We start from the raw sequence: 18388 nt of genomic DNA, 5'->3' as shown, positions 1-18388 counted from the left end.
GACGCTGACGGTTAAAGCTGACAACTAGCCCAGTCAGCTCAAGCCCAGGGTTCCAAATTTTGTCTCAACTCGATTGATGAAGGAGATTAAAGATGAAATATCGGCAGCTGGGGGATAGCGACCTCACCGTCTCGGAACTAGCTCTGGGGTCGTGGTTGACCTACGGCGGCGGGGTAGAGCGGCAACAAGCGGAAGCCTGTGTACACAAAGCCTTTGATGTCGGCATCAACTTTATCGACACGGCCAATGTCTACGGACGCGGAGCCGCTGAGTCATTTTTAGGAGAGGTATTGCGGGGGCGCGATCGCAGCTCCTACGTGCTGGCTACCAAGGTCTTTTTCCCCATGTCGCCAAGCGATCAGGGGCTATCGGCGGCGCAAATTCACAAACAGATTGACGCCTCGCTGCAGCGCCTGGGCACTGACTATGTCGATCTCTACCAGTGCCATCGCTACGACCCCAACACGCCTTTAGAGGAAACCATGGCCGCCCTCACAGAGGTAGTGCAGCAGGGCAAGGCTCGCTATATCGGCTTTAGCGAATGGAAGCCCGCCCAGATTCAGGCGGCGCTGGGCCTGCCCAACGTAGAGAAGTTTGTCTCTAGCCAGCCCCAATACTCTATGCTGTGGCGACAGCCTGAGGCCGAGGTGTTTCCCCTTTGTGCTGATCACGGTATTGGGCAGATTGTCTGGTCGCCTTTGGCCCAAGGAGTGCTCACCGGTAAGTACAAGCCGGGGGCCACACCACCCGCCGACTCCCGCGCCGCCAATGACAAAATGAATGGGTTTATGAGCGAGCTGAGGAGCGATCGCGTTCTCAGCGCCGTGCAGAACCTTCAGCCCATCGCCCAAGGACTCAACCTTTCCATGGCCCAGCTGGCCCTCGCCTGGATTCTGCGCGATCGGCGGGTGACATCGGCCATTATCGGCGCCAGCCGTCCCGAACAGGTGGCCGACAATGCCGCCGCTTCTGGGGTTGAGCTCAGTTCTGAAGTATTGCAAGAGATCGACCGAGTTCTGGCTCCTGCCCTGCCGCAGGCGGCAAGGCAGTAAAGCTCTTAGTTTGACTGCAATCTCCCGAAGCCTCATTACCCTGCGAGGAATCGTAAATTCCTACCAAAGGCTGACGGCGACGACGAAAAAAGCTGGAACAATTTGTCGATAGATGAGGCTTTCTAAGCCTCCAAAAAAGTTTTATGCAGTCTAAAACCTGGCCTTAAAATGCACGAGAGCTGGATGATCATTGGCGGAATAACCTTCGTCATTGCCCTAGGCAGCAGTTTTATTAGACCCCGAGACATCTCCTGGGGAAAGCGCCTCGATCGCCCTAGGTGGCTCTTCTTCGAGCCTGCCATCCCGCTGATTTGGACGGTGATTTTTGCCTGCGGAGCGCTCTCGGCTACCTTCGTTTGGCAAGACGATCCTGGTAGCTCTAAAACCTGGCTGCTGATGGGTCTCTATCTATTGGTGGAAGTCATTACTGTTGCCTACATTCCTGCCACACTGTGGTTTAGAAGCCTGAAAGTAGGCACCGTGCTGGGTGGGCTAGGGGTGGTTTTAGGCGTTCTGCTCACGCTCATTGTTTCTCCTATCTCTGGGTATGCTGCCCTGCTCCTTCTTCCCTACGTCATCTGGAGCCCAGTTGGCACCTACACCACCGGCCAGATGATAGACCTCAACCCCAATGCTGGCTAGTCGAGTAGCCCTTTATACCTACAGCATTACTTGAGCTAGAGCTTCATTTCTGAAGCTCTGCCTGAAAAGTGAGCATTAAGCCTGCTGAGACGTTGGAATCTCAGCAGGCTCTTTTGCAAGAATCGCTGCTGTAGAGCATGGGGTGATACAGCCCCAACCTGCTGCCAGAGGCGAGTCAAGGGCGATCGCCCTGATCCCTATGAACAGCCTTACTATCGCCTACCCAACACGGTTCCCATCGTTTCAGTAAAATTTTGGTAGGCCAGTGGCAGGCACACGTTATAAAAGTTGATGCAGTTGGGTAAGCTAAACCAACCGTTTGTCAACTACCGAAATGTTTATTCAACGCGAAAAAAATGTCATGCTGTGGGGCACTACCCTAGCGATCTCGGTCGGTATCCTCTTAGGCGGGGGCGCAGCGCGTGCCAAAAACCAGGCCTGTAGCCAATCCCAAGCACTACCTGGGTATTGCCTCAACGAATCCCCCAAGATGCGGGTGGCTCAGGGCATGCTAGGCGGTGCTTTTGCCAGTGGTGGGGCGCTGCTCATGATCGAGCTGGGGAAAATTTCAAAGCGCTAAATGGTCAGCATATTTATGATTATAAGAACCCTGGCTGTTTGGTAGCAGGCGAGCCGACGACAGAGCCGCACTCAACGCGGTTGCCGTTAGTTACCGCGAAGACAGTAGCTACCATGGCTGAAACCCTTGCAGGACAAGGTGTTTCCCTAATATTAACTGAGGTGCGCCCCAACCTACTGGGTCGAGGCGCACTCTGCTGATTTATGTAATCAGTAGCCAGAGGCGTTGACTCAACCTAGAAGGAAGAGATGATCGCTATGAATGTGATTGGGAGTCGCAGTGAAATTCGCTAACCTGGTCAACCGCACGGCCCAGTAGGTCTATAGGTTGGACCAAAGGCTAAAAGGCGTTGCCAAATCCAGGTATGAACCTACCCAATTCACCCTTAACCTTATTCTTTTCGCAGGCACCCACCGGTAGGGGGTGTCAAGATCGTCTAATGCTGTGGTACACCTGTGGGAATGCCTAGGCTGTGGTCAAATGGATCTGCGATGAATCGAATCACAAATACGCTCCGCAGCCTTGGCTTGCCAATCTTTTCATGCGATCGCCTCAGTAGCAGTTTGCACGCTCGCCGGTTGAGATTATCACCCAGTTGAGCGTTTCAGCGCAGAGCACAAATCGTTGAAGAGAGGGATAAATCCAGCTGTTACCTGTGGCCCTAAAGCAATCTAAGCCTAAGCGAAACGATAGGGGCGACCGCGGCCTAGATCCATCAATCAAATATTGCTCAAGCTGAGGACAGAGACGCTATGATTGACTGCCCCCCAAGTCACTCTGTTCTGGCTAACCATGGGTTACCCCAAAAGCGTACTTCAGTGTTCACCGAAGCAGATGTTTTAATCACCGCAGCGCTAGCAGATCGAGCAGCCAGACAGCCAGATCTAGGAGCTGAAAACCAAGCCTTTGCTACGCTCGCTCAACAGCTGACCGGCGACCCGCAGTCAAGGCTCGAAATCCTGGTGCAGACTATTAAAGAGCTTTGCCCAGCCGATACGGTGGGCGTGAGCTTGCAGGAAACCCTCGCCGATGGCTCCCTGGGGTTTCGATGGGTGGCGATCGCTGGTGCTCTAGGGGCTGGGGCACAAACGGCAGCGCTTAGCAACTTCAGCCCCTGGGGGATGGCGGCGCGTTGTGGGCAACCACAACTCTATGCCCATCCCGAACGCTATTTTGCCGACCTGGGGCAGTCGCCGATTCCCATCGTTGAGGCGCTGCTAGTGCCGATCTGCGGGCAGAATCAGCCGCTTGGCACCCTGTGGCTGCTCACACACACCGAGCAGCGACCGTTTGATCGTGAAGATCTGCGCTTAGCGACAAGTCTGGCAGGGTTTGCGGCGGCGGCGTTGCAGAGTATGCATCTCTGTCAGGAGGCAGGGCTAGCCTTGCAGTCTCAGCAAGCCCTGAAGGAGAGCGAAGCGTTTAACCACAAGATTTTTGAGAGCAGTGCTGACTGTATCAAAGTTCTCGATCTCAACGGCTGCCTGCTCTCGATGAATGGTCCAGGGCGGTGTCTGATGGAGGTTGAAGACTGTACTCCTTTAGTTGGCACCGTTTGGGTTAAGTTTTGGCAAGTCTCCGATCGACCGAAGGCTGCTCAGGCTGTAACAACGGCGCAGGCCGGGGGAACAGGTCAGTTTAGTGGATATTGCCCCACCTTGAAGGGAACCCCGAAATGGTGGGAGGTGGTGGTGACCCCCATTTTGGATGGTTCGGGCCAGCCGAAGCAGTTGCTGGTTGTTTCACGAGATGTTAGCGATCGCAAACAGGCAGAGCAAATACTGCGTCAGAGCGAGGAGCAGAGCCGGAACATTTTGGCGAGTATCAGTGATGCTTTTGTTGCCCTGGATCAAAACTGGCAGTTTATCTATGTCAATCCAACGGCTGAAACGCTTCTAGGATATGCTCCTGGCGATTTGACTGGGAAAGATTTTTGGGAAGAATTTCCGGGTTTGGCGGGCAGCCAACTAGAGGAGATGCATCGGCGCGTGATGCGCGATCGCGTGGCTGAATCACTCACAGCGTTTTACCCTGACCACGATCGCTGGTACCACGTTCGCTCCTACCCAGCCGCCAATGGGATCACCATCTATTTCACAAATGTCACCGAGCAAATTCAAACTGCCGCTGCCCTGCGCCAATCTGAGGAACGCTATCGGACGCTGTTTGAGTCGATCGATGAAGGCTTTTGTGTGGTTGAAGTTCTGCTCGATGCTCACGGCACGCCGAGCGACTACCGCGTTTTAGAAGTCAACCCAATGTTTGAACAACAAACCGGACTACAACACGCCGTCGGGAAAACAGCGCGTCAGCTCAATCTAGAAGAGCACTGGATTGAGATTTACGGTCGAGTTGCGCTGACAGGTGAAGCCACTCGGTTTGAAAATAGCTCTAAAACCCTCGGCAATCGCTGGTTTGATGTGTATGCCTGCCGCATGGGCGAGCCAGAAGCGCGAAAAGTGGCGATCATCTTCAAAAATATTAGCGATCGCAAACAGGCCGAAGCACTTTTCCAACGCACCGCCGCGTTTGATGCTTTCCGGGTTTCTCTTACCGACGGGCTCCGCCCCCTGGCCGACCCAGTCGAGGTGCAGGCTACTGCCAGCTATTTGCTGGGCGAACACCTGGGCGCAAACCGCGTTGCCTATTTTGAGGTGTGCGGGGCCGATTATGTAGTTGAGCAAGACTATGTCAACGGTGTTGCCGCCCTAGCCGGATGCTACCCCATTGATTCCTTTGGGCCAAAGCTGCTGGCGGCCTACCGCGCCGGTCGCACCGTGGCCGTGGCCGATGTGCAGGCCGACCCTCACCTGTCTGCAACTCAGCGATCGGCCTATGCGGCCATCCAAATTGGGGCCTATATCGGCATTCCCCTGATTAAGCACGGCGAGTTTGTGGCGGGGCTGGCCATTCACGCCACCGAGCCACGAGTATGGACCCCGGATGAGATAGCTCTGGTGGAAGAAGTTGCCGAGCGCACCTGGGCCGCTGTTGAGCGCGTTCGCGCCGAGGTCGCTCTACAGCAAACCTCCGCCGAGCTAGAGCGACAGCTGCACCGGTTTGATGCGATCGCCACCTCTATCCCCGATTTCATTTACACCTTCGATCGCGCAGGACGCTTCACCTACTTTAATCCGCAGCTGCTCGACCTTTTCCAAAAAAAACCTGCTGAGGTGCTGGGCAAAACCCTCTTTGAAATAGACGGCTATCCGACCGATCTAGCCACCAAAATCCACGCTCAGATTCAACAGGTGATCGAGACCAACCAGCCCGTTAAGGATGAAGCAGCCTTCACCGGCGCGGCGGGGCCAGGCCACTATGAATATGTTTTTGTGCCGCTTTTCGACGCGGACGGTGCAGTCGAAGCCGTCGCTGGCGTGTCCCGAGATATCACCCATCGCAAACAGGCAGAACAGGCCCTGCGCCAGAGCGAAGAGCGTTTTCAAGCGTTTATGAATTACAGCCCGACGGCCGCCTGGATCACCGATCGCGACGGTCGAGTGCTTTACCTGAGCCAGACCTACTTCCGAATATTTCAGCTTTCTACCCAAGATGCGATCGGAAAAACCGTTTTTGATCTCTATTCAGCGGAGATTGCTCAACAGTTTTTAGACAACATTCGCCAAGCAGCAGATACCCAGACAGTAGTAGAAACGACGGAGACTGCGCCTCGCTCCGATGGCACAATGGGCGATTTCTTAGTTTACAAATTTCCCATTGCTGAAAAATCTGAGAACTCTTTGATTGGTGGGGTTGCTGTTGATATTACCGATCGCAAACAGGCAGAGAAAAACTTGCGGGAGAGTGAAGAACGCTTTCGGATGCTAGCTGATCAGATGTCGCAGTTTGCTTGGATGGCAGACCAAACCGGCTCAATCTTTTGGTACAACCGCCGCTGGTTTGAGTATACCGGTACCACCCTTGAATCAATGCAGGGTTGGGGTTGGCAACAGGTTCATCATCCAGAACACGTCGATCGCGTGGTCGAGCATTTCCGCCACTGCATTGAAACTGGCAAAGAATGGGAGGACACCTTCCCACTGCGCAGCCAAGACGGCACCTACGGCTGGTTTCTGTCGCGCGCCGTCCCCGTTAGAGATGCAGCAGGGAACATTTTGCGCTGGTTTGGCACCAACACAGACATTACTGAGCGCCTGCAAGTCGAGCAAGAACGGGAGCAACTGCTAGAGCAAGAACAAGCCGCCCGTGAAGCAGCCGAACGGACAAACCGACTTAAAGATGAATTTTTAGCTGTGCTTTCCCATGAACTCAGGTCGCCGCTCAACCCGATTCTGGGCTGGGCCAGACTGCTGCGCGGTGGCAAGCTAGACCCGGTAAGGACGGCTGAAGCTTTGGCCACGATCGAGCGCAACGCCAAACTTCAGTGCCAACTCATCGACGACCTGCTCGACATTTCTCGCATCATGCAGGGCAAGCTGGTGCTGAATGCGGCTCCGGTGAGTTTGGCGTTTGTCATTTCGTCGGCGATCGAAACCGTACAGCTAGCGGCAGATGCCAGACGCGTTGCCATTGAAGTTTACAGTGAACCCAACGTTGGGCAAGTCGCTGGCGATGCAGGCCGCCTGCAACAGGTGGTGTGGAACCTCCTGACCAACGCCGTGAAATTTACGCCCGCTGGCGGTAAGGTTGACGTTCGCCTCACCCAGGTCAACCATCAGGCTCAGCTCCAAGTGAGCGATACCGGCAAAGGCATCACCCCAGAATTTTTGCCCTACGTCTTTGAGCATTTCAGGCAGGAGGATGGAGCGACAACCCGCAAGTTTGGCGGGTTGGGGTTAGGGCTGGCGATCGCCAAACAAATTGTCACCCTCCACGGCGGCAAAATCTGGGTCGAGAGCCCAGGCGAAGACCAGGGCGCCACCTTCACAGTCGAACTGCCTTGCCTACAAACGGTGCCAGTTGAGGACGTGACCAACCCCATCCAGGTTGAGGCCGACCATCTTCCCCTAGCCCGCCTGCGCGTGCTGATCGTTGATGATGACGCTGATTCTCGCGAGTTTGTGGTGTTTGTCGTAGAACAAGCCGGAGCCGAAGTAACCGCCGTCAGTTCAGCGAGCCAGGCCTTGCAACAACTAGCAACCGCATCCTTCGATTTGCTCCTCAGCGACATTGGCATGCCAGAGATGGATGGCTATGAGCTAATGCGTCAGGTTTCTCAGCTTCAAGAATCAGGGGGACAAACCCCGGCGGCTCAAGCGTTGCTAGTGCCCAAGGCGATCGCCCTCACGGCCTATGCTGGAGAGCTAAATCAACAGCAAGCCCTAGCCGCTGGCTTTCAAGGGCACATTACCAAGCCCGTAGAACCGGATGATCTAATTAAGACGATTGTGGCCGTGATTAGCAGCAAGTAAGCGTTGAGAAAAAACTCTTGTTCAGAAATTTCCCAATCGCTTAGTTCTGCGACTAGGCATAAGGGGGTTAGCTAATACGCCTAAGCGGTTGTTTAAAGATTGAAGAAAATAGCGAAAAAAAACTCCCAGCCATAGGGCGGGAGTTTTTTGCTTCGTCGTGCAAGGGAAGAGTGCGATCGCACCCTTCCTCTGCACAACTTATGCGGGCATTAGTACGGTGTCGATAATGTGGATAACACCATTATCAGCAGCCACATCGGCGGTGGTCACCGTTGAATCGTTGATTTTAACGCCGCTAGAAGCATCGATTTTAACATCGGTACCTTGGACGGTAGTGGCGTTCTTGAGCTCGGAAACATCCGCAGCCATCACCTTGCCGGAGACGACATGGTAGGTGAGAATTTCCTTCAGCTTGGGCACGTCTTGGAGCAGCCCGTCGACGGTACCTTCTGGCAGTTTGGCAAAGGCTTCATCAGTGGGGGCAAAGACGGTGAATGGGCCTGCACCTTTAAGAGTGTCGACTAAGCCAGCAGCTTTAACAGCAGCTACTAGAGTATTAAATGAACCGGCGCTTACGGCAGTATCTACAATGTCAGCCATGGGGTTTTTCCTAGATTTATTACTAGTTAACTAAGGTCATCCGTCACAAATGAGCGGCTAACACTTTGAACTATAACAGATCTAGTTTTAACGTGCCGTGGATTCATTATTTAGATTTTAATTTAGAGAAATTGCCTGACTCAACTGAGGTCTAAAACAGCGCAATAGTGCGCGATTGCTGTACCCGCTCCAGGGCCTACTAGTGAACAGGGCGAGTATAAATATATTGCAAAATTAAGGTCTCCTTATCTTCCATCAAAAGGGATAAAGAGACCTTAACTTTTTTAGGGAGTAGGGGGAATTTTGAGGTGCCTAAAGCTACAACAAGCCGCTCTCCAAACACCCTTTAGAAGAAAGCTGAGCAGCGATTACTTGTCAATCAAACAGGCCCTCTACAGTCTGGCGAAAGACAACGAGAGCGTGGGTCTCTTGAAGAGGTTTCAGGGCTTCGAACAGCTGATCGGAGATGTCAGCGGTGACGAGGGTTTTAAGCTCAATGTTGGTGTTGTAGCCGGCAATATCGCCCATGCGTCTGCCGTGGCTACCAGCGCCTTGGGCGGGCACCAGGGTGTAGCCCGAGACCTTAAGCTCCGTAAGCAAGCTAATCAGCCGATTTTGCAGCACGGCTTCACCAATGATGGTGACGAGGGTGCCTTTGGTTAAAGAAGATGACATATTGACCTCTTAAAGTATGGTGTTTTGGAGTTGGAGTAGCAAGTTGGAGGGCGAACCCCGATGCAACCCACTGAATGGCTATTAAGCTGGCCTGGCTTGGTCAAGTAGATGGTGCAATGTCTGACCTTCGATCGCTTCGGTTTCCAGCAGCTGCATGGTGATGGTCTCCATCAGGTCGCGGTTGTGGCGAATGGCGTCTAAGGCTTGCTGGTGAGCGGTTTCGACAATGTCTTTGACCTCGCGATCGATCGCCTGGGCAGTCTCTTCGCTCATAGTGCGGCGACCGCTGGCTCCCTGGTCGAGAAACATCGGTCGTGCCCCCTGCTGATAGGCCAGCGGCCCCAGCACCTTGCTCATACCGAAGGCAGTTACCATCTGCTCAGCCAAATCTGTCGCCCGCTGCAAATCGTTAGAGGCCCCAGTGGTGATGCTGTTGAAGACAATTTCTTCCGCCGATCGCCCCCCCAGCAGGGTAGCAATCTGCCCGCGCAACTCAGCTTCATCCATCAAAAAGCGGTCTTCGGTAGGCAGTTGCAGGGTATAGCCCAGGGCTGCCATACCCCGCGACACAATGGAGATTTTCTCGACTTTGCCGCTGCCCGCCATGAGGGAACCCACTAGGGCGTGGCCGACTTCGTGGTAGGCAACAATTTTTTTCTCTTCGTCGTTGAGCACGCGGCTCTTTTTCTCTAGGCCGGCGACTACTCGCTCGATCGCCTCGGAAAAGTCAGCCTGAGCTACAGCTGGGCGATAGTTGCGGGCGGCCAGCAGGGCGGCTTCGTTGACCAAGTTGGCCAAGTCGGCTCCAGCAAAGCCGGGGGTGCGGGTGGCGATCGCCTTCAAATCCACATCTTCCCCCAGCTTCACCGTCTGGGCGTGGATGCCGAGAATGGCCTCACGCCCCGAAAGGGCGGGGCGATCGACTAGCACCTGGCGGTCAAACCGACCGGGGCGCAAGAGAGCTGGGTCGAGAATTTCGGGCCGGTTGGTAGCCGCCAGCACAATCACCGTGGCGCCCTCAGCAGCAAAGCCGTCCATCTCGGAGAGCAATTGGTTGAGGGTTTGCTCGCGTTCGTCGTTGCCGCCGTACATGCCGTTGCTGCTGCGCGACTTGCCGATCGCATCTAGCTCATCGATAAACACGATGCAGGGAGCCTGCTTCTGGGCCTGCTCAAACAGGTCACGCACCCGCGATGAGCCCACCCCCACAAACATCTCCACAAACTCAGAGCCTGAAATGCTGAAGAAGGGCACCCCGGCTTCCCCGGCCACGGCTTTGGCCAGCAGGGTCTTGCCGGTGCCCGGTGGCCCAACCAAAAGAACACCCTTGGGAATATGCGCTCCAATCTGGGTGTAGCGCTCCGGCGTTTTAAGAAAATCGACGATCTCCACCAGCTCGGTCTTGGCTTCGTCTACCCCGGCTACATCAGCAAAGGTGATCTTGGCGGCGTCACCCTCTACATAGACTTTGGCCTTGCTCTTGCCAATGGAAAGCATGCCCTGGGGGCCGCCGCCACCGCTGCGACGGAGGAAAAACTGCCAGATGCCCACAAAAATCAGCGGCGGAATCACCCAGCTCAGCAGGCTGCCCACCCAGCGGTTTTTGGGCGGAGCCGTAGCCGCAAACTCGACGCCGTTGGCCTCAAGGGTGTTGGGCAGACTCAAGTCAAAAATCGGAGTAGTAGAGAAAACCTGCCCAGCCTCCTCGTCACTCACGGGCTTAAGCTGATACTGAATCTGGTTTTCGCTCACCTGCACTCGCGCCACCTCGCCCTCCTGCACCTGGTGAATAAACAGGCTGTAGGGCACCCCCGGAATCTTCGGCCCGAGGATGCTGGGCAAGATGAAGCTGGCCGCCAGAAACACGACGCCAAGAATTAAAAAAATATTGTTGAAGAGGCGAAACTTTGGCGTCGTCGGTTTATCTTTGATGGGCATTTTGGTAACCTGAGAATGGGGCAGAGGGTTCTTTTAGAATGACGGTCTGAGGTTTGATTTCGAGTTTGAATTGATGAAGAGTGACACTAAAGTTTAGGCACCCAAAAAATCATCGCCTCGGAGGTTAGAGCGATGGAAGCATGGAAACCTTTAGTGTTGCTCAGCTGTGTAATCTTTCTTTGTTGCCTTAGAGGTAGGGTGGGCACTGCCCACCGCTAGAAAATAGGGTTGTAAAATCCTGCACCAAATAGCAGACTAGATAACCAAATACTCGTCCCAACTAGTTTTAAGGCTGAGCTAGGCGAGGGCGACAAGTTCATCTGTCAAAAGAGTGAGATAACGCCGACTACAAAAACTTATGCAGAAGAGTCACAGCGTTTAGAATCTTTTTTATACTTCTCAACCCCGCTAGAATCCGCCTTCGGTTTCTCTATTGCCTTTCTTTTCCTTACCCACAACCATTACCTAATTTAAAGACTTAAACATCACTATCCAGATTGATATTTGAAATTTCCACAGGTTCTTGCCCTCACCGGGCAAAGGCCAACCCTACAGAATTTTGCAATTCACTTAAAAGCGCATGGAATTTAACGTGGTGTTAAAACCTAGTTCGGCACCTACGCCGGTTGCCTCGCAACGGGTGGCGTTGTCGCTAGATGGCTTCGGTCTAGTTGGTATTGACTAGCTTTAACCGATCGCCGAGTAATCATTGAGAAACGCCAGACCTCAAACCTCTCGCTCCAAGGTGCTGGCTGAGCGGGATCGTAGGTGCACCCGCGATCGCCCACACAGACCCTACACCAGGGACGCAGATCCAGGCCCAGGTAAGCAAAATCGCGGTATATAGAGGGGGTTGAGCCGTCATACTAATCTAGACCGGCCCAGCGCAGTTATTAGACCGCAGCCCACCCCAGGTATGTCTCCCCAGCCACCCTCCCCCGTCGATGATGCTCCCCCAGCATCCCAGCCAGAGAAGATGTTTCCGGTAGTGGCCATTGGGGCGTCGGCGGGGGGGCTAGAGGCCTTTACCGAACTGCTGAGCCATTTGCCCACCACCACGGGCATGGCCTTTGTGCTGTTGCAGCATTTAGACCCCAGCCAGCCCAGCCTGCTGAGCGAGATTATGGGCCGCACCACCGAGATGCCGGTGATGGAGGTGGTCGATGGAGTGGCGATCGCTCCTAACCATGTCTACGTCATCCCCTCCAATACAGCGATGACCATTGTGGGGAGCGAGCTGCGGCTGCAACCTCGACCGCGATCGCGCACCGGCAGCCACCTCATCGACGGTTTCTTTAGCGTCCTGGCCCAGGAGCGGGGCACCAAAGCCATTGGCGTGGTGCTCTCGGGGGCCGATGCCGACGGCACCCTGGGTTTAGAGGCGATCAAGGCGGCGGGGGGCATCACCTTTTCGCAGTCAGAGACATCGGCAAAATTTAGCGGCATGCCCCACATGGCGATCGCCACCGGGCAGGTCGATTTCATTCAAACGCCAGAAGAAATTGCCAAAACCCTGGCTGGCCTCAGTGCCCACCCCTACATCACCAGCCCTAGCCCAGCAGAACTTGTAGCCCAGGAGCAAGCCCCAAGCGACACTGGGCTAAACACCATTCTCACCCTGCTGAAGCGGGCCACCAAAATTGACTTTGCCCAGTACAAGCCCAACACCGTCAAGCGGCGCATCTCTCGCCGCATGGCCCTGCACCACCTAGAGAGCTTAGAGAGCTACAGTCAGTACCTCCAGGCCAACCCCGAGGAGGTGCAGGCCCTGCACCAGGAAATTTTGATTGGTGTGACTGGCTTCTTTCGCGATGGCGACGTGTTTGTGGCCCTAGAGCAGACCGTGTTTCCGGCGCTGCTTCGTCAACGGCAGGTCCAAGCGGGCCAAGGCAACCCCGAACTGCCCCTGCGCATCTGGGTGGCAGGCTGCTCGACTGGCGAAGAGGCCTATTCCATCGCCATTTGCCTGCTGGAGTATCTGAGCCGCCACAGCGTCAGCCCGCCGATTCAAATTTTTGCCACCGATGTCAGCAAGCTGGCCATTGAGGTAGCTCGCTCGGGCTGGTACTCGCCCACACAGGTGAGCGACGTGTCACCAGAGCGGTTGCAGCGGTTTTTTGTGCCCACCGACGGCGGCTACCAGGTCAACAAAGTGGTGCGAGAGCTGTGCATCTTTGCCTGCCAAAATCTGATCACTGACCCGCCCCTTTCGCGCCTAGATTTAATCAGCTGCCGCAATGTGTTGATTTACTTCAGGGTGTCCTTGCAGAGCAAGGTGCTGCCCATGTTTCACTACAGCCTCAAGCCCGACGGTTTTTTGCTGCTGGGGTCGTCGGAGACGACGGGGGAGTTTGGTCACCTGTTTTCGCTGATTGACAGCCGCTACAAGCTCTACGCCAAGCAGTCGTCGTCGCTGCCTTTAAACTTTGACTTTGACCCCACCACCTACACCCCCAGCCCCCAGCCCCCTCGGCCCGCGCCACCCCGAGAGCGCTTCTCAGAAACCGATCTCTATGACCTAGCTAACCAGACGGTGCTCGCCCGCTACGGTCCAGTGGGGGTGTTGGTGAATGACCGGCTGGAGATCTTGCAGTTTCGCGGGCAGACAGGGCCTTATTTGGAGCCGGCGCCCGGTCGCGCCAGCCTCAATGTGCTCACCATGGCCAAGGAGGTGCTGCGGCTTGACCTGCGCACGGCCCTCTACCAAGCGCAGCAAACCAGCGAGGCGGTGCAGCGGCGATCGCTGCTGATCGAAGCGGGCGATCGCCGTCCCGTGCAAATTGAGGTTGTGCCCCTCAATCCCCAGCCTGCTGACAAGGCCTACTACCTGGTGTTCTTCACCGATTTAGCACCAGACGGCACCGCCTCCCAGGCCGCTGTCCCCGCCGCCGACCTAGAGAATCAGTACCGACAGGAAAACCTTGCCCTCCAGCAGGATCTCGACACCACCCGATCGCACCTGCAATCGATCATCCAAGAGCAGGAGGCCACCAACCAGGATCTGCGGGCCGCCAACGAAGAAATTCTCTCTAGCAACGAAGAGCTCCAGAGCACCAACGAAGAGCTGCAAACCGCCAAAGAAGAAATTCAGGCCACCAACGAAGAGCTCAGCACGATTAACGACGAGCTCTACCGGCGCAACTCCGAAACCACCCACATCAGCAACGACTTCCAAAACCTGCTCAGCAGCATCCACATTCCCATTCTGATGTTGGAGGACGACCTCAGAATTCGCCGCTTTACTCCCACCGCAGCGGCCCTGTTCAACCTGATTCCTGGCGACGTGGGCCGGCCCCTGGGCGACATCAACCACCGCCTGGCAATCGCCGACCTCGAGGCCCGCATCCTAGCGGTGATCAATACCCTAGAGCAGAGCAGCCAGGAGGTGCAGGATCAGGAGGGCCGCTGGTACGACCTGCGCATTCGCCCCTACCGCACCCTCGACAACCGCATCGATGGGGCAGTAGTGGTGCTGGTGGATATTGACAGCCTCAAGCGCAGCGCCGACCAGCTGCGCCAGGCCCGCGACTACGCCGATGCCATTGTGCAGACCGTGCGCGAGGCCTTGGTGGTGCTCACCCACGACCTGCGGGTGGTGACGGCAAATCGGCAGTTTTATCAGACCTTTCAAGTCAGCCCCGGCGACACCGAGGGGCAATTGATCTTTGATCTGGGCAACGGCCAGTGGGATATCCCTCAGCTGCGATCGCTGCTTCACGACCTGCTGCCCCAAAACATGCAGATCGACGACTTTGAAGTGGTGCATAATTTTGAGACCATTGGCCCCCAAACTATGTGGCTCAACGCCCGCAAGATGACCCAGGTCAATGGTAACGATTTAGTTTTGCTAGCGATTGAAACCGTGCTTGAGCGCGCCGCCAATGGAGACTAGATGAAAATGGTCTGATTAAAGGTATGAAATGTATAGGTAAATCGCTAATAGAGCTCGAATGACAGCAAAATCCAACCTGCAATATCTAGTCGACAGTAAAGTCCGCAAGGGTGGGCTGCGCCCTGAGAGCAGTATTTCTTCAGAGAAAATTAGACCTAATCCAGGCCCAGAAATGGAGTTTTTCCTAAGAGAAATCTACAGCTCCCGAACTAGGCTGGCGATTGTAGAAAGACTGTCACGAACGCCTGACCTTATCCTTGCTGAAGAAGGCAAACTCAGTCCACCGGAGATTATACCCAGCAAAACATTTTGGTATGATATCTCTCGACAGCAAGCGCTTTTTAGACTGAAATTAAACCTCTGAGGAAGGTGCCGCCAGCTACACTTTTTGGGATGACCAACCATCCTTAGGGAGACTGACCCATGAGCATCTCTCACCAAATCAAGGCAGTCTACCAACGCGCCCTTCGGCTGCGTGAGCAGGCCACCACCAACCCCATTGACCCCGCCCTGCTAGAGCTAGCCCTCAAAGATCTCTACCTTGTGCTTGAAGAGCTCCAGGCCGTAGATGCGGAGCTGCACGAGCAAAACCAGATACTCAACGACACTCGTTATCAGGCTGACCTTGAGCGCCAGCGCTACCGCACCCTGTTTGAGCTGGCCCCCGATGGCTACCTGGTCACCGATGCTAAAGGGAAAATCTACCACGCTAACCGAGCAGCAGAAGTCCTGTTTGCGCTGCCCCAGGCGGGGCTGGTGGGCAAACCCCTAATGGTGCTGATTGATCAGGGCGACTGGTCAGACTTTGAGCAGCGGCTAGCCCACCCTCATCCTGTCGCCACTGAGCCCTGGGAGGTCACCCTCAAATCGCGGCAGGGGGATCCGGTTATAGTGGCAATCGCCACCAACTTCCTCAAAGACAGCCGCTTAGGCGGCACCACCATTCTTTGGTCGCTGCGAGATATTTCTCAGCAGCGTCGTGTAGAGCAGCAGCTCCAGGCGGCCCACGTCGATCTCGAAGATCTCATTGCCGTCCGCACCGCAGACCTCATGCAGGCCAACGCCCAACTGCTTCAAGATCTCAACGACTACCATCAGGGTAGGCTGCAGTGAATCTCATGTTTAAGCGCATTGATGCCGTACAGCAGCGGGCACTACTGCTGCACCAGCACGCCAGCGCGTCGCCTATTCAGCCCGAGCTGCTGGCCCTGGCCCTAGACGACCTCAGCCTAGTGCTCGAAGAGCTGCGCACCGCCCACGAAGAGTTAATTCAGCAAAATCAAGCCTTGGCTGACTATCGCCAGCAGCTGGAAATCGAGCGCCAGCGTTACCAAGACCTCTTTAACCTCGCCCCCGATGGTTACCTGGTAACTGATACCAAGGGCATTATCCAGGCGGGCAATGTGGCGATCGCAGCCATGCTGTGCCAGCCCCAGGAGTCGCTGGTGGGCAAACCCATGGTGCTGTTTCTACCGATTAAGCACCGCCGCGCCTTCTACGCCATGTTGGCCCAGCTCAGCCGCGCCGCCCAGGCGTTGCCTAAAAAAGCTTGGGAAACCAAGCTTTTGCCTCGGGAGGGCCCGGATATCGATGTGGCCATTACTGTCTCCATCAGCCGCGAGGGCCGCGAATCACACCTGCGCTGGCTGGTGCGAGACATTACTGAAAAAAAGCAGGCCGAGGCCAGAATTCACTACCAGGCCTTCTACGACCGGCTCACCGGCCTACCCAACCGCGCCTTTCTCGACACTTACCTGCCCAAGGTGCTGGCCCAGGCCGATCGCCAACAGACTCAGGTGGCGGTGGCCTTTTTAGACCTCGACAAATTCAAAGACGTCAACGACAGCCTGGGCCACGAGGTGGGCGACCAAATGCTGCACCGGGTGGCCGAGCGCTTGGCCCAATGCCTGCGCAGCGAAGACCTGCTGGTGCGCTGGGGTGGTGATGAGTTTGTTTTGGTGCTCTCTCGGCTCACTGCGGCAGACTCGGTAGGGCGCACCTGCGATCGCATTTTAGAAAGCTTGGAACTCGCCTTCGAAATTGATGACCACCAGCTGCACATTGGCACCAGCATCGGCATCGCCCTCTTTCCCCAAGATGGCACCGACCCCACCACCCTGCTGCGCCACGCCGACCATGCCCTCTACCAAGCCAAAAACCAGGGCCGCAATACCTACCGTTTTTACCAACCGGGGTTGACCATCAAATGCCTTGACGATGGTGAACAAAGCCAGGGAAGCCAGTAGTTGTAGCGGCCCTAAATCCACAGACGTTTGCAACAGCTAGAGCTATTGCTTTATCCCTCACTTACTTGAAATGTTCTGCACTCAGAGCGAGTTATTCGAGCCCCATTGGGAGAAGGCGAATGAATTTCTAGGTAAGATTCTGAAGAAGCCTCGAACAAAACTCTCTCCTCTGGAAAGACAATGCGTTCGAAACGGTATATCGCCTCACTTACCACCCGAATAATTTGTATATCTGTCGTGTCATTAATGTAATAACAAAGGATGGACGAAGAAACTTCGCCTCTTAACTGATTAGGCAGTTTGGACTTTAACAAAGAAAGTATATAAGACATAGCTTCTAGAAAATCATATTGAATGTAGATGATTACCCATAAGCTTTCCACTAGGCTGTTTAAGTAAACGCATGTTTTGTTTGATAATGTAGCTAACTTTTACATTTAAGCAAACAATTTAGTTAAACTCAGCCAGCTTAAAACGCAGGGAGTTTTTTCACCCTAATATCCCTCTTTTGGGAGAAGATTTTGGAGGCTTCTTTGCTTTTCTTTTTCTTGACCAAAAGGGCTAAGGGTCACAGTTGGCTTTGCTCCCCTCAGGAGCACATTATCTACGGCTACACATTAGCAGTAATAAGCTGCTTTGCACTATCTTTATGTTTGATAACTCAATTTTGAATGCTAGCTTTTTCGGTTGACTTTGCTAGACGAACTAAACTCGAAACTTCGTCAACCAATTTCTCAACATCGATAGGTTTGAGCAAGTAGTCTTCAACTACTGGAAACATTTCTTGGACAAATTTGGCCAGATAATAAGCAGAAACTACAAGAATGGGGATCGTCTGCTCTCGGTCTAAAGCCACGGCTTTAATTCTTTGAACCAGCGATAATGTATCTTCATTAAAAAAACTAGATTCACAGATTAGAATATCGGGGACCAAATCGTCTAAAAGAGCTATGGCGTCGGCGATCGATTCAACAGGCGTTACCTGTGCACCGCAGATCTCAAACAAAACTTCGTAAAGATATCGGCTGTCAGCATCATTGTCAACGACAAGTATCTGAACATCCTTGAGTAGACCAGGATTTGAAAGAGCTTGGCTCGAATCAGACATGCTATTGCCCTCTGTAATAAATAGCCAAAGTGCAAAAATTGCCGAAAAATGCTGATTGACCTAGACCGTAAACGCTACCGTATCTCCCAATAAAGGCATAGCTTGATGGCAATGGCTACAGCGCCAATACACCTGGTTCGATCGGGCATGGCGAAGCGGTGTATTTGAGCAGCAGGAGCACGATTGTCTAACCCCCACAGATCGCCTTTGAGCGATCGCGCTGACTTTCTCCAGAGTAGAAACCGATTGAGCAAGGGGGGTAGTCATAAATTATCTGTTCTAG

At 54.4% G+C, this 18388-nt stretch carries 13 protein-coding genes; 8 read left to right on the top strand and 5 right to left on the bottom strand.

Going from position 1 to position 18388, the window contains the following annotated elements; translation table 11 throughout:
* Positions 1–92 precede the first annotated feature (92 nt).
* The 4 genes from NC979_RS03920 to NC979_RS03905 all read left to right on the top strand — a co-directional run bounded on the left by NC979_RS03920 (position 93) and on the right by NC979_RS03905 (position 7646).
* Entirely contained in the window at positions 93–1052 is a 960-nt protein-coding gene (locus NC979_RS03920) for an aldo/keto reductase family protein (protein ID WP_190523981.1), read from the top strand.
* A 168-nt stretch (positions 1053–1220) separates the two neighbouring features.
* Entirely contained in the window at positions 1221–1694 is a 474-nt protein-coding gene (locus tag NC979_RS03915; protein WP_190523978.1) for a TspO/MBR family protein, read from the top strand.
* Between the two features lie 334 nt (positions 1695–2028).
* The gene (locus NC979_RS03910) at positions 2029–2274 is read left to right on the top strand and encodes a hypothetical protein (RefSeq protein ID WP_190523975.1); all 246 of its coding nucleotides are present in this window, start codon (positions 2029–2031) and stop codon (positions 2272–2274) included.
* A gap of 752 nt (positions 2275–3026) precedes the next feature.
* Positions 3027–7646, top strand: coding sequence for a PAS domain S-box protein (locus NC979_RS03905; protein WP_199309024.1), 4620 nt, complete (start codon positions 3027–3029; stop codon positions 7644–7646).
* A 198-nt stretch (positions 7647–7844) separates the two neighbouring features.
* Here the strand turns inward: NC979_RS03905 and NC979_RS03900 are convergent, their stop codons facing one another.
* The 3 genes from NC979_RS03900 to ftsH all read right to left on the bottom strand — a co-directional run bounded on the left by NC979_RS03900 (position 7845) and on the right by ftsH (position 10859).
* On the bottom strand, positions 7845–8246 hold the full coding sequence (locus NC979_RS03900) for a fasciclin domain-containing protein (RefSeq protein ID WP_190523972.1): 402 nt from the start codon (positions 8244–8246) through the stop codon (positions 7845–7847).
* 375 nt (positions 8247–8621) lie between these two features.
* Positions 8622–8921: a P-II family nitrogen regulator gene (locus NC979_RS03895; protein ID WP_190523970.1), complete on the bottom strand. Its 300-nt coding sequence runs from the start codon at positions 8919–8921 to the stop codon at positions 8622–8624.
* An 81-nt stretch (positions 8922–9002) separates the two neighbouring features.
* Positions 9003–10859: an ATP-dependent zinc metalloprotease FtsH gene (gene ftsH, locus NC979_RS03890; protein WP_190523968.1), complete on the bottom strand. Its 1857-nt coding sequence runs from the start codon at positions 10857–10859 to the stop codon at positions 9003–9005.
* A gap of 916 nt (positions 10860–11775) precedes the next feature.
* Here ftsH and NC979_RS03885 point away from each other — a divergent pair.
* The 4 genes from NC979_RS03885 to NC979_RS03870 are packed head-to-tail and all read left to right on the top strand — an operon-like array spanning position 11776 to position 16997.
* Positions 11776–14751: a chemotaxis protein CheB gene (locus NC979_RS03885; RefSeq protein ID WP_190523966.1), complete on the top strand. Its 2976-nt coding sequence runs from the start codon at positions 11776–11778 to the stop codon at positions 14749–14751.
* 58 nt (positions 14752–14809) lie between these two features.
* Complete coding sequence (locus NC979_RS03880) at positions 14810–15115, top strand: hypothetical protein (protein ID WP_348253522.1); 306 nt, start codon at positions 14810–14812, stop codon at positions 15113–15115.
* A 59-nt stretch (positions 15116–15174) separates the two neighbouring features.
* On the top strand, positions 15175–15864 hold the full coding sequence (locus NC979_RS03875; protein WP_190523964.1) for a PAS domain S-box protein: 690 nt from the start codon (positions 15175–15177) through the stop codon (positions 15862–15864).
* Between the two features lie 5 nt (positions 15865–15869).
* The gene (locus NC979_RS03870; protein ID WP_190523962.1) at positions 15870–16997 is read left to right on the top strand and encodes a diguanylate cyclase domain-containing protein; all 1128 of its coding nucleotides are present in this window, start codon (positions 15870–15872) and stop codon (positions 16995–16997) included.
* Positions 16998–17047: 50 nt separating this feature from the next.
* Here the strand turns inward: NC979_RS03870 and NC979_RS25295 are convergent, their stop codons facing one another.
* Both NC979_RS25295 and NC979_RS03865 read right to left on the bottom strand, forming a co-directional pair.
* Entirely contained in the window at positions 17048–17329 is a 282-nt protein-coding gene (locus NC979_RS25295) for a DUF1830 domain-containing protein (protein WP_431191014.1), read from the bottom strand.
* 329 nt (positions 17330–17658) lie between these two features.
* A complete protein-coding gene (locus NC979_RS03865; protein WP_190523950.1) occupies positions 17659–18105 on the bottom strand; it encodes a response regulator in 447 nt (148 codons plus the stop codon).
* Positions 18106–18388 lie beyond the last annotated feature (283 nt).

The sequence above is a fragment of the Leptolyngbya subtilissima AS-A7 genome (genome assembly GCF_039962255.1).
Taxonomy (GTDB): domain Bacteria; phylum Cyanobacteriota; class Cyanobacteriia; order Phormidesmidales; family Phormidesmidaceae; genus Nodosilinea.
This window is presented reverse-complemented; position numbering and strand designations above follow the sequence as displayed.